The organism is Halogeometricum borinquense DSM 11551, from assembly GCF_000172995.2.
GTDB classification, from domain to species: Archaea; Halobacteriota; Halobacteria; order Halobacteriales; family Haloferacaceae; genus Halogeometricum; species Halogeometricum borinquense.
In genome coordinates this window covers 610405-622988 of record NC_014729.1, presented here as the reverse complement: position 1 = coordinate 622988, position 12584 = coordinate 610405, and the positions used below count along the sequence as shown (strand labels likewise).

Annotated in this window: 13 protein-coding genes; 7 read left to right on the top strand and 6 right to left on the bottom strand. The window is 62.2% G+C overall.

Annotated features, from left to right (window positions below; translation table 11 throughout):
- Positions 1-130: 130 nt before the first annotated feature.
- Positions 131-1171 (top strand): NAD(P)/FAD-dependent oxidoreductase, encoded by a 1041-nt coding sequence (locus HBOR_RS03225; protein ID WP_006055166.1) that lies wholly within the window; start codon positions 131-133, stop codon positions 1169-1171.
- Positions 1172-1193: 22 nt separating this feature from the next.
- Here the strand turns inward: HBOR_RS03225 and HBOR_RS03220 are convergent, their stop codons facing one another.
- The gene (locus HBOR_RS03220) at positions 1194-2942 is read right to left on the bottom strand and encodes a Rieske (2Fe-2S) protein (protein ID WP_006055167.1); all 1749 of its coding nucleotides are present in this window, start codon (positions 2940-2942) and stop codon (positions 1194-1196) included.
- A gap of 163 nt (positions 2943-3105) precedes the next feature.
- Between HBOR_RS03220 and HBOR_RS03215 the strand changes: the two genes are divergently transcribed.
- Positions 3106-3927, top strand: a complete 822-nt coding sequence (locus HBOR_RS03215) for a CehA/McbA family metallohydrolase (protein ID WP_006055168.1) — start codon at positions 3106-3108, stop codon at positions 3925-3927.
- The gene (locus HBOR_RS20245) at positions 3928-4377 is read left to right on the top strand and encodes a hypothetical protein (RefSeq protein WP_241432353.1); all 450 of its coding nucleotides are present in this window, start codon (positions 3928-3930) and stop codon (positions 4375-4377) included. It abuts the gene before it with no gap.
- 65 nt (positions 4378-4442) lie between these two features.
- On the opposite strand, the gene HBOR_RS03205 is transcribed toward HBOR_RS20245, so the two are convergent.
- From HBOR_RS03205 to ahbB, 3 genes are all read right to left on the bottom strand, one after another.
- Complete coding sequence (locus tag HBOR_RS03205) at positions 4443-4802, bottom strand: hypothetical protein (RefSeq protein WP_006055170.1); 360 nt, start codon at positions 4800-4802, stop codon at positions 4443-4445.
- On the bottom strand, positions 4799-5116 hold the full coding sequence (locus tag HBOR_RS03200) for a hypothetical protein (protein ID WP_006055171.1): 318 nt from the start codon (positions 5114-5116) through the stop codon (positions 4799-4801). Before HBOR_RS03200 ends, HBOR_RS03205 begins: the two co-directional genes overlap by 4 nt.
- 79 nt (positions 5117-5195) lie before the next feature.
- On the bottom strand, positions 5196-6239 hold the full coding sequence (gene ahbB, locus HBOR_RS03195; RefSeq protein WP_006055172.1) for a siroheme decarboxylase subunit beta: 1044 nt from the start codon (positions 6237-6239) through the stop codon (positions 5196-5198).
- Positions 6240-6385: 146 nt separating this feature from the next.
- Between ahbB and HBOR_RS03190 the strand changes: the two genes are divergently transcribed.
- The gene (locus HBOR_RS03190; RefSeq protein ID WP_006055173.1) at positions 6386-7459 is read left to right on the top strand and encodes an anthranilate phosphoribosyltransferase; all 1074 of its coding nucleotides are present in this window, start codon (positions 6386-6388) and stop codon (positions 7457-7459) included.
- Between the two features lie 63 nt (positions 7460-7522).
- Positions 7523-8794, top strand: a complete 1272-nt coding sequence (locus HBOR_RS03185) for an amidohydrolase (RefSeq protein ID WP_006055174.1) — start codon at positions 7523-7525, stop codon at positions 8792-8794.
- Between the two features lie 12 nt (positions 8795-8806).
- On the opposite strand, the gene HBOR_RS03180 is transcribed toward HBOR_RS03185, so the two are convergent.
- Positions 8807-9781, bottom strand: a complete 975-nt coding sequence (locus HBOR_RS03180; RefSeq protein WP_006055175.1) for a succinylglutamate desuccinylase/aspartoacylase family protein — start codon at positions 9779-9781, stop codon at positions 8807-8809.
- A gap of 154 nt (positions 9782-9935) precedes the next feature.
- On the opposite strand from HBOR_RS03180, the gene HBOR_RS03175 reads away from it, so the two are divergent.
- Together HBOR_RS03175 and HBOR_RS03170 are read left to right on the top strand one after the other, a co-directional pair.
- A complete protein-coding gene (locus tag HBOR_RS03175) occupies positions 9936-10448 on the top strand; it encodes a peptidylprolyl isomerase (RefSeq protein WP_006055176.1) in 513 nt (170 codons plus the stop codon).
- 95 nt (positions 10449-10543) lie between these two features.
- Positions 10544-10897: a ferredoxin gene (locus HBOR_RS03170; protein WP_006055177.1), complete on the top strand. Its 354-nt coding sequence runs from the start codon at positions 10544-10546 to the stop codon at positions 10895-10897.
- A 6-nt stretch (positions 10898-10903) separates the two neighbouring features.
- Here the strand turns inward: HBOR_RS03170 and HBOR_RS03165 are convergent, their stop codons facing one another.
- A complete protein-coding gene (locus HBOR_RS03165; protein WP_006055178.1) occupies positions 10904-12535 on the bottom strand; it encodes an ABC transporter substrate-binding protein in 1632 nt (543 codons plus the stop codon).
- Positions 12536-12584: the final 49 nt, after the last annotated feature.

Genomic DNA, 12584 nt, shown 5'->3' with positions numbered 1-12584 from the left:
GATGTGCTGGAGAGTGGGCCGATAATAGCTGTCGGGGATGTGGTGCCGACGCCCGAACGGTAAAACGGGGCGGGTCCTAACTCGACTCCATGATCGAGACGACGAAATCAGACGACTGCGAGGGGAAGCGATGACACTCAGAGTCGGTATCGTCGGTGCGGGTGCGGCCGGCGTCGGTGCGGCCTACGCCCTCCGCAACGCGGACGCCGAGGTGACCATCGTAGAGAAGAGTCGCGGCGTCTGCGGACGTGCTGCGACCCGGCGAAAACACGACTGCTACTACGACCACGGCGCGAATTACATCAAAGAATCCGACCAGCGTACCGAGTCGCTGATTCGTGACCTCGGAACCGATGGCGTAGTGGATATCGAAAAGCCCGTCTGGGTGTTCGATGAGAGCGGAGAGATTACCGAGGGCGACGACGGAGATTCACACAAGTGGACGTGGACGGAGGGAATCACTCAGTTGGCGAAGCGACTCCTGGCACGAACCGACGCTGAGGTACGTCGAGAAACTCGGGTTGAATCCATCGTCTGCGACGACTCGGAGGCGACGTGGTCACTCATCGACACAGAGGGAGAAACACACGGTCCGTTTGACCGCCTCCTTCTCACACCGCCCGCGCCACAGACGGCCGAGATTCTGCGAGCGACCGAGTGGGACGGCGAGAGGCTCGGAGACGCGACTGCCGCGGTTTCGGATGTCTCGTACCGGACCATTCGTACGTTCGTCCTTCATTACCCGTTCCGCGAGGAATACTCGTGGTACGGTCTCGTGAACGTGGACAAAGCGCACGAAGTCGGGTGGGTCTCGCGTGAGGAGTGCAAAGACGGTCACGTGCCCGACGGCGAGAGCCTTCTCATCGCACAGATGAGTCCCGAGTGGTCCGCAGAGCGCTACGACGACCCGCTGGCGGAAGCGGGCGACGACGCGGCCGCACTCGTCGCGGAACTGCTCGACGACGACAGATACGCCGACCCCGATTGGGTGGATGATCAAGGGTGGCGGTACGCGCTTCCGAACGACGGCGTCGATACCGACGCGGTTCGAGCGACGGAGGACGCGGGGCTGTTCTTTGCGGGTGACTGGGTAGTTGGCGAAGGCCGTGTGCATCACGCCCTCTGGAACGGCCACGAAGCGGCCGAGCGAATCGTCGGCAGAGCCGAGTGAGGCCGCTCTGGACGCCTCGTACTTACTGTCCCTCCTCGTGAATCTTCTCGCCGCGGTGGAGTCGCGCCGCGATAGTGAACGTCTGCTCGCGTTCGCGGCGCGTCGGGAAGTGCGCAGAGAGATAGCGCGCGACAGCGACAAGAAGTGTCCTGACTTCCTCGGGGCTATCGCGGAGTTCGGCCTGCGTGAATCCGGCTTCCAGCGCTTGGTACGTGTGGAACCCAGCGTCTTCACGAAGAAGCGATTCAGCGAGTCGTTCACGCAGGAGACTCACGTCGCCACCGCAGTCGAGGTAGTGGGCGGCGCGCCTGCCTGCCTCGTCCACCTCGCCTTCCACGTCGAACGAGTCGAGGAGTTCGTCGAGGTGGACCGACAGATCGGTCTCTGTGGACGATGCCGGGCGCGGGAGTGGCGCGGGTGGGGTGTTCAAGAAGCGGTCGAGGTAGACGTTGATCGCGGCGTCGAATACGCCGCGGTAGAGTTCTCGAGCGCCGGTTCTGCGAGCTAGCTGGTGGACAGCGTTCGCGTAGGTGAACGTGTGGTGGACGGTGTTCCAGTCCGAGAACTCGTTGACGGTGGCGAACTGTGCGACGCGCGTCCCAGCGGCGAACGCTACCTCGCGGGCGAGCGCTTCGACCGACGCACCCTCACGAATCGCATCTTCAAGCGCTGCGACGACTATCTCAGGGTCGTCAGACAGCAACGTTTCAGTGAACGACGCAGGCGGCGACCACTCCGTTCCCGCTCCCGATTCGACCAGCGAGTCGAGGTCCGCAAACGTCTCTGAAACCATCGCGGCGAGGTCTACGGGTTGCCGCCACGATGACCGCTCCTCGGCGCGGGTGGCGGTCGCCATCCCCTCGATAAGACTCGGCAGAACAGCGTCCCCATGGTCCCAACCGACGTGGTCGAGTACTTCGCAGGCTTTGTTGACGAAGTCTAGCGTGTGCCCGGTGTTCAGATAGCGGTGATCCGTCGCCGCCGCGACCAACATCTCGGCGAGGTGGGCATCGTCGGCACCGTTGGCGATTGCGGTTCGGAGCACGCGTTCGGCACCGTCGGCGTCGCGGACTTTGATATTCTCGCGGAACCACGCCTTCAGGCGTTCGAAGGACACGTCCTCGGTGTCAAACGGCTCCTGGTCGAATCGCGGTGGTGCATCGGCACAGTCACCGGCGACGTGGACGAGACCCTGATACAACGCTCGTTTGCGGTCATCGTCTGCGAGATCAGGGAGGACGTTCCGCATCGCGGCGAGAATAGTCAGACCCGGCCCCCATCCGCTCTCGCGGTAGCGCGAACCGAACCGAACGCCGCGTTCGACCACCGCATCCGACGACACTCCGGCGTCCGCGAGGCCGATTGCGGATTTGGCGACGACGAGACGAAGGTTCTGTTCGAGTCCGTCTTCGAGTCGCCGCATCCAGTGTTCCGCGGGCGGTTCGTCCGGTTCAGGGTGTGGGTCAACGTAGACGGATCCGTCACGAATCTCGACAGGGAACGTCTGCACGTCGTCGGCCCACGGATCGAACGTGTCGCCACAGGAGAGCTCAAAACGTGCGTGATGCCAGTGACAGGTCAGCACGCCGTCCTCGACGCTTCCCTCCGAGAGTGGGAATCCCATATGCGGACAACGGTTGTCAACGACGCGAATCTCGCCTTCGTGATGAAAGAGCGCCAGTGCGCGTCCATCGACGCTCGTCTGTACGCGACCTTCGCGTTCGAGTTCCGCCAGCGGCACGGTTTCGCGGAATCTATCTATCGAACCCATGAAACAGAGTAGCATACAAGACCGGGTAAAAGCTCGCTGAAACAATATATTATATTTAATTTGTCAATTATACCTTGGAACACGAGCGCAAACGAAACGTCCGAACGGGCGTCTAACCCGGGAATAGAGCGGACGCCATCATTCATGTGACTCATGTTGTCATATGATCCGACGATTTTTTGCTGACGAACGCGAAAGAACGTCCGTGTCTCTTACCGTCCGCATTGATCCCCACGTTCACTCCGACGCGTCGTACGACGCACACGATCCCGTGGAGCTGATATTGGAACAGGCCGCCGAAATCGGCCTCGATGCCGTCGTCATCACCGACCACGATGTCATCCACGAGTCGGTTCGTGCGGCGGAACTGGCCCCCATGTACGGACTCGTCGGCATCCCCGGCGTGGAAGTTTCGACGGCGGACGGCCACCTCCTCGCCCTCGGCGTCCGCGAGATGCCGCCACGCCGCGCTCCGATGAAAGAAACGATTGAGTGGGTACGCGACCGCGGTGGCGTCGCCATCATCCCGCATCCCTTCCAGCGGAGTCGCCACGGAATCCGGAAAAAACGGCTTCAGGGTGTCGAACCCGACGCCATCGAGGTGTACAACTCGTGGCTATTCACCGGCTGGAAGAACCGCCGCGCCCGCCGGTTCGCCCGGAGCGGTGGATATCCGGGCGTCGCCGGAAGCGACGCACACAAAGTCGGGTACGTCGGCCGTGCGTACACCGAAATCGACATTCCCGACGTACAGCGCGTTGGACTCACCGCCGACGTAATTCTCGATGCCATCCGCGACGGCGCGACACGCGTCGAAGGCCGCCGGACGCCTATCCCGACCAGTGCGCGCCACTACGCGGGTGCAGGGCTCAGGAAGAGCGGCTACTTCGCTAAACTAGGCGTCAGAAAGAGCGGCTCCGTCGCCAAGACGGGCGTTGTACAGGCCGCACGGACGCTCTACCGCGTCTCGCCGTTCTCGCGGTGAGTGCGGGACCGCAGGCTTTTGTTGTCAGTTCATCAAATAGGACCGCTGCCCTCCACCACCGCCACGCCCGACGCTGCAACCGGACCGAAGACGCGGCCAGTTCTCAACCTCGTGTTAGCCGGGGCTTCCCTCCTGAGTTCGGCGTCCACGTTAGACGAGATGAACAGCATCTCGCCCGCACTCGTCGCCGCAGGCTTCGCGGTGACGGTTCTCGCCCTCGGACCGGTCGCATCGACCGAACCCGGCCGCCGCTTTGGCGCGTGGTTCCGCAACCTCGGTGGCGCGTACCGCCTCGTCCTCGTGCTTGGGTTCACCGCGCTCGTGTTCGGAACTTCGTTCGCGTACGACGTCTCGCCGGTCACTATCCAGACCGTCATCTTCGGGAGTGTCGTCGGCCTCACCGTTCACGTTGTCTCCCGAATACTGTCGGACCGACTCAGTAACGACTGACGACGAGACGGTATCGACTGGCGTGGAGGCGATGGTACGAAATCTACTGATGTGGCTTCGAGTTCTCACCCTGTCCGTTCGCGCCGGTCTCGATACAGTTGGCCGAGGTAACTAGCAAGAAACACCGACGCGAACATACCGTCAAGTCCCACCGCCGTCATGACGAAGTGCTGCTCTAACGAATACGCGAGCCATATCGCATAGCCGAACTTGACACCTGCGACGCCGAGGAAGGCGCTGGCGACGACGACGCGGAACACCCAATGCTCTCGAATCGAATCGAAGACGCTCAGGAGAGTACCTGCGAAGACGATACCGCAGGTCGCGTATTCGAAGGGTCGTACCGGCATGTCCAAGAACACGAAACCGAGGGCGACGATAGCGACGGCGAAAAGCCACTCGGATTTCACGCTGTCAGTGTTCATACGTCCGACTCTGTGTTCGTATCCGAATTCGCGCCCTGCTCAGTATCTGTGACCGACGCTGAATCGGTGACCGACGCGGAATCGGTGACCGACGCTGAATCGGTGTCTGTCTCTGCCCGAATGTCCGTGTCCGAATCGTCGGCTCTCGGCATTGGTTCATCGGTGCCGTCCATGTCGTCCCAGTCCACTTGTCCCCACGCGTCCAGAATCAGTTCGTTCATCCGGTCGATACCGATGGCGTCGAGCGCATCGAGGAGTTCCTGACCGTCGTTCCGGTCGCTCTGGTGGCTACTCTCGTCTGCGTCGGAGGGCATATCTCAGACGTGGTGTCACCCAATTAAAACAATTCTGACGTCGCCGTCCGGTCAAGGGGGCGGAAATACGGGTCCGGACTCACTCCTCGGAGCCGACCAGTTCCTCGTACTGTGCGCCCGTCTGTTTCAGCGTCTCCGTCGAGTACAGGCGTTCGTGGTCGAACGGGAGATGCTCGGCCGCCAGTTCGTCTATCTTCTCGTCCACGGCGTCGGCTTCACGGCCGTGGATCATCGTGAACAGGCTGTACTGCCAGTCCTGTTCGGGACGGCGGGGTCGGTGATAACAAAGCGTGACGTACGGCAGTCGGCCCACATCCTCACCGCGGACATCGAGTTCGTCGTCGGGCACGTCCCAGACGACCATACAGTTGGCGTCGAAACCGGTGATTACGTGGTTGACGATGCAACCGATGCGTTTGATACACCCGTCGTCGAGGAGTCGCTGAATGGCGGCGAGTACGTCGTCTACGTCGGCATCGACCGCGTCGGCCACGTCGCGGTACGGTGTCGCAGAAAGCGGAAATCCGTCCTGAATCTCCACGAGGACAGCGGCGTCAAGCGAGGACAGGTTGCCTGTCGCCTCCTCGGAGATGCGCGTGGCGTTCACCGCCGTCTCCGAGAGACTCTCGCGGGCGAACCGGTCGTCGTTCATCACCGGAAATTCGAGATCGATGTAGTAGTCCGTGAGCATCGGGAGGTTGAGTACGGTGAGACCGGTCTGCTCTTCGATCTCTGCCAGAATCTCGTCGCGCTTCTTGCGGGAGGCGGCGGTAACGACGAACCACATATTCCACTCGTGGTCGCGGCGGTAGTTGTGGTTCACTTGTCGGTAGCCGTTTATCACCTCTGCCACCTCCTCAAAGCGGTCCTCGGGTGCGGAGACGGCGGCGAGCGTCGAGCTACCGATGACTGGCGGATTCAACACGGCACCGAAGCGGCGGAAGATGCCCTTCTCGCGGAGAGAACGGACACGGGCAAGCGCCTCATCTTCGGAGACGCCGAGTACTTCGCCGAGAACGTCGAACGGACGTTCGACGACCGGAAATCCGCTCTGGTACTCGTCGATGAGGGTCGCGTCCACCTCGTCCAAATCGGCGCGCCAGTCGTCCGCGAGTGCGCTCATTGGTGGCTTTCAGGACTCAGAGAAGGTACCTATTTCGGGTTCGAGCGACGGATCGTAAAGACGATTGAAACTAGTAAGCGACGACAACTCTCTAATCTGCCATCGCTAACGGACCACTTTTGGGCTATCGTCCGCAACGCTGAACTATGGCACAAGCGCCGGAATCTCCGGAGTTCGGGGAGTGGCCGTTGAAGCGACTCATGACCGAGGTGGTCGGGACGGGCGTGAAGTCCGCCGAGGACATGACGCGCGAGCAGGCGACGGAGGCGATGCAACGAATCCTCGCCGGAGAACCCGACCACACGACGCTGGGCGCGTTCTGGCTGGCGAACCGGTGGAAGCACAACAACGCCGAGGAACTCGCTGCCTACACCGACGTGATGTGCGAACACGTCGAGTATGCCGAACCCGACGCCGACCCCGTAGACTGCGGAGCCAACTACGACGGCAAAGGGAAGACGGCTATCTTGGGTGCCGCCGCGGGCATCGTCGCCGCGGGTGCGGGCACGCCGGTCGTCGCCCACTCGGGTGACCGAGTGCCGACGCAGAAACAGGACGCCTACAAGCACGTCCTTGACGAACTTGGTATCCGAACGGAACTCTCGCCGGAAGAGAGCGCCGACCAAGTGGACGAGACCGGATTCGGCTTCTACTACCAACCCGCGTTCAATCCCGTGATTCACGACCTGTGGGAGCGCCGCGACCAGATGGGCGTGCGCACGTTCGTCAACACCATCGAAACCATCGCTAACCCCGCAAAGGCGGACGTTCACCTCGGCAGCTTCTACCACCTCGCGTTCGCCAAGAAAGTCGTCGATACGTTCGAGCAGTCCGAGCAACTCAGCCCGCGCCGCGTCGTCATGTTCCAAGGAATGGAAGGCTACGACGACATCCGTCCCGGCTACACGAAAGTCGGAGAGTCCACCGACGGCGAGTTCACCGACTTCGAGATCGAGACGGCCGAGTACGGGATGGACTTCGAGACCGAAGACCTCGAAGTAGACCCCGACGACGTCGCAGACGACTCCGCGGAGATCACCGAGAGCGTCATCACGGGCGACAGAGACGACCACTTCGCCGACGCAATCGAACTTAACGCGGCGTTCCGTATCTACGCCCGCGAGGACGCGGAAACGCTCGAAGAAGGGCTGGAAATGGCCCGCGAGAGCATCGAGTCGGGCGCCGCCGAAGCGGTTCTCGAAGACCTCCGCGAGTTCTGAAGCCGGTCGTCGGTATCTCTCCGCTTTCCTCGCGTTTTTTTCGATAGGCCGTAAGCCTCCGGTATGACGAAGTTTGCGGACGAGACGCTCACGGAGATTCGCCGTGACCTTCACCGACACCCCGAGGAAGGGTGGAAAGAGTTCCGAACGACCGCACTCGTCGCCGAGGAACTGGACGAACGCGGGTTCGACCTCGCTCTCGGGAGCGACGCGGTGACCGTCGAGGAACGACTCGGCGTCCCCGCCGCCGACGAGATAGCCGCGGCACGCGAACGTGCAAAACGAGAGGGCGCGCCCGAGGAGTATCTGGACCGAATCGGTGATGTGACCGGCCTCGTCGCCGAGAAGCGATACGGCGACGGGCCGACAATCGGCGTCCGCGTGGACATGGACGCCCTCGCTCGGTCAGAGGCCTCCGACGACGACCACCGACCCGCACGAGAAGGATTCGCCAGCACACACCCGAACGAGATGCACGCCTGCGGACACGACGGCCACACCGCTGTCGGCATCGGCATCGCCCGCGCGTTCGACGCCGAGGGCTTCGACGGGACGCTCAAACTGTTCTTCCAACCGGCCGAAGAGGGCGGCCGCGGCGGCAAGCCGATGAGCGAGACGACTCACGTGGACGACGTTGACGCGCTCCTCGCTCTGCATCTCGGATTAGACGAGGAGACTGGGACCGTCGTGGGCGGCTACGACCGCCCGCTCTCGAACGCCAAGTTGGACGTGACGTTCGAGGGAGAACCCGCCCATGCGGGTGGCGCGCCGAACGAGGGGCGAAACGCCCTGCAAGCGATGACGACAGCCATCCAGAATCTCTACGCCATCCCACGACACGCAGACGGGAAGACGCGAATCAACGTCGGGCAGGTCCACGCCGACAACGCGCAGAACGTCATCTGCGAGGAGGCACAGATGCGCGTCGAAGTGCGCGGCGAGGACGCCGACCTGAACGACTACATGATGCAGAAGGCCGAACGCGTCGTCGAACACGCCGCTGGGATGCACGACGTGGCGTACGAGACGAGTCTATACGGCATGACGACGACGTTCGAAAACGACGGGTTCGTCGTCGAGACGGTGATGGACGCCGCGGAGACGGTCGAGGGAGTAACGCAAATCTGCGGGCGGAGTCCGTTCGGCGGGAGCGAAGACGCCTCGTTTCTCATCCGCCGAGTGCAGGAGAACGGTGGCGTCGCCTCGTATATCGGAATCGGCGCGAGCAACCCCGCAGGACACCACACCGCGTACTTCGACATCGACGAGGCGGCGTTGGACATCGCCGTCGGCGTCGTCGAGGAGGCCGTGCGGCGGTTAGCAGTTCGACTCTGACCTCAGCGCCAGTCAGTGATCGGGTTCCTCGTCGTCCGCGGGCATCGCCACGCCGACGAGGGTCTGTCCCGCAGTCACCGTCGCCTCACGGCAGACCGAGTAAATGACGCCCGCCCGGTCGGCGGTCGCCTCCTGCAACACCTCGTACGTCGTCGGGTGGTAGACGCGCCCGAGGTGGTCTCCTTCCTCGACCTGGCGGCCGAGTTCGGCGTCCGGTCCCGGATGAAAGAGACCGGATTCGGCCGCGCTGACGCGGCCGAGGTGGTTCCGCGCTGTCGTCTGTTCGGCCGGGATCTCGGGGTCGCCCGAGAGCATCTCGACTTCGCGGAGGACGTTGAACACGCCGCGAACACCCGTCTCGATGGCCGGTTCGACCAACTGCTTGTTATGCGCGAGTTCGGGCGTGATAGACGGAATTCCCGCTCGTGTGGCGGCGACACGGAGCTTCCCACCGAAGTTGCGCTCGGACCACTCGGTGTCCGCGTCGTCCCCTGCCGCCTCCGCGAGAAGAAGTTCCGTCCCAAACGCCTCCGCGAGGCGGCGACAGTCGTCGTCGCCGTCGAGGTAGACGGTGTGCGTCAGCATCTCCGGACTGCCGGTATGGAGGTCTACAATATAGTCGGCCTCGCCCGCGTACTCCCAGAGAGCCGCGGCCATTCGCTCGTGTAACGACCCCTCCTCGTCGCCCGGCCAGACGCGGTTCATGTTCGAGTGGACCGCATCGAGCGATTCGGGCGTCGTGTACGAAACGCGGTCGAAGGTGAGCGGGTCGGCGACAGGAACAGTGACGAGCGTCCCCGACAGGTCGTCGGAGTCCAGTCGTTCGTGGATCCGACGGATGACCTCGGTCCCGTTTATTTCGCGGCCGTGTTGTGCGGCTTGTACGTAGACTGTAGGACCAGTACCGTCTCCGTACGTGTGGACCGTGGTCTCGACAGGCATGCCGGAGGGCAAGCGCGCGAGTGTGAGTGTCTTGGCGGTGTGCATACTCGGCGTTTTGCCACGGCGGGGTTAGTAGCTACGGGCAGCGGAAGGGGCGCTGGTGGGACCACCGACGAACACCGTTTGGGCAGCGGCGAAATGAAGTGCCGAAGACGCCCGACTCACCAACGTTTTCACCCCACACCCCATCGGGAGACGTATGAGCAATCCGACTGCCACGCTCCACACCACCCGAGGCGACATCACGGTCGAACTGTTCGAAGAGCGCGCGCCGCGAACGGTCGAGAACTTCATCGACCTGGCGACGGGCGAGAAGGAGTGGGAGGACCCGGAGACGGGCGAGACGCGAACCGACTCGCTGTACGAGGGTACAATCTTCCACCGTATCATTGACGACTTCATGATTCAGGGCGGAGACCCCGAGGGAACCGGCCGCGGCGGCCCGGGCTACACGTTCGATGACGAGTTCCACGACGAACTCCGTCACGACAGCGCGGGGAAACTCTCGATGGCGAACCGCGGTCCCGACACGAACGGGTCGCAGTTCTTCATCACACTCGGCGCACAACCCCACCTCGACGACCGTCACGCCGTCTTCGGTGAGGTCGTCGAAGGGATGGACGTTGTCGAGGAAATCGGCTCGCTTCCGACCGACCGCAACGACAAGCCGATGAAGGACGTCGAAATCGAGTCTATCGATATCGACCGATAGACGCGATCACCGACGCGGGATCGACGCGACGAGCGAATTACTTTTCGATGCTCCAACCGACAGCGCAAAGTCCGCGCTACCGCTAGGGGGAAGCGATGAGCGAGTCCGAGGAATCGGACGGGCCACTCCGTCCGAGTGAGGTGGGCGATGAGGCGAACGCGCCGCCCGTAGATGAGAAGCCGTACAAAATCATCTTCGAGGCGAACAAGTGCTTCGGCGCGGGCAAGTGCGCCGAGGTCGCGGACAACTGGGAGATGGATATCGCCTCGGGGTTGGCGCGGCCGAAATCGTACTACTTCGACGAAGACGAGTTAGAAGAGAACGTACGCGCCGCCGAGGTGTGTCCGGCGAAGAAGGACAGAGGCGTCATCCACGTCATCGACAGACGCGCCGACGAGGAAATCTCCCCCGATCCGAACGGCGACGGGACGCTCAGCGTCGATTGGTAGTCTCAGTCAGTTGTTCAGCGTGACCGACCCGAGGGGACCGGTCATGCGCGGGTTGATACCCGAGACGGTGTGGGGGCGGAACCCCTCAACTTCGGTCCGGACGCCGAAACTGTTCTTGAGGTTGTATACCGGAAGATGCGCACGGTCTTCGAGAAGCGTCGTGATCGCCTCGGTGTACAACCGTTTGCGCTCCTCGCGGTCCGGTGACCGACGTGCTGCATCGAGTTGGGACATGACCTCGTCGTTCCGGTAGTAACAGCCGTTGGTCGAAGCTTCCTCGGACTCGTGGAACAGATAGTAGAGATATCCGTCGGGATCCACTTCATCCAACCACCCGAGCGCGTACATATTGTAGTCCGACTCCTTGCCGGTGGCGTATTTGTCGAGGAACGCACCCCAGTCGAGTCGTTGAACCGAGGCGTTCGAGAAGCCGAGACTCTTGAGGGCGTTCGAGACGCTGATACCGATCTGCTCGCGCTTTTTGTCCGGCGGGACGATGATCGTCCAGTCGTAGTCTTTGGAGACACCCGCTTCGTCAAGCAGTTGTCGAGCCATCTCCTGATCTTTCTCGTGCGGAATCTGGTCCCACTTCTCCCCGGGGAAGCCCCACGAATCGATGAGAGTCTGCGGGAGCGGACTCGTCATTCGGGTGCCAGCGGGTTCGACGTACCGATTTACCGCCTCGTCTAGCGAGATAGCGTAGTCGATTGCCTCACGAACTTTCTTGTCCGTCGTCGGCCCCTCGTTACAGTTGAATGCGAGATAGAAGTATCCAAGCCCGGTTTGCTCTGTGACGCTTGCTTCTTCGATTCCCTCGACGGTAGAGTACAGCTTCGGCGGGACCGTCTGCACGGCGTGATTCTCGCCGTTTCGGAGCGTCGTGATGCGGGTCGTCGGCTCCTTGACCGGCGTAAATACGAGCGTCTCGATATTCGATCCGTTCTCGCCCCAGTAGTCGTCGTGTCGTTGCATGCGGACGAAACTGCCCTGCTGCCACTCGTCGAACTCGAAGGGACCGCTTCCGACGGGGTTCGAGGTGTTGAATGCCTTTTTATCCGCCTCACGAACGGACTTCGGCACGGGCGACCACGCGAGGGAGTGTTTAAACGGCCCGAACGGGTATTTGAGATCGAACTGCACCGTCTTGTCGTCCACGATGGAGATTGTATCGATCATCGTGAACTCCGAGCCGTTTTCCGTCTCCTCGCGGGCCGGCGCGAGGTAGGAGTACTTCACGTCCTCGGCGGTGATCGGGTCGCCGTTGTGGAACGTGATGCCGTCTTTCAGCGAGACGACGTACCGTTGCCCCGATTTGCTGACCTCGGGATCGCCGTTTGCTAGTTGCGGTGTCAACGTCGTCCCCTGCTCGTAGGTGTAGAGCGAATCGAAAAGGCGTTCGACAACTTGGAGAGATGGAATATCGTTCGCCTTCAGCGGATCGAAATTGAGCGGTGACTTCGCTTGGGCGAAATAGAACGTCTTTCCGCTCGAATTGGACGCCGCCGCGTCCCCCTCATCTACCGCGTCCGTCCCGTCGCCCCCGCTGCTAGCGGTGCATCCGGCGAGTCCCGCGACGCCGGTTGCACCGATAGCTTGGAGTACTCGTCGTCTGGACGGACTGCGTTTCTCAGCGGTCATGCTCTCACCGGGTAGCAGATGGTGGGGTATATGACTAGCGTCGGGCGAG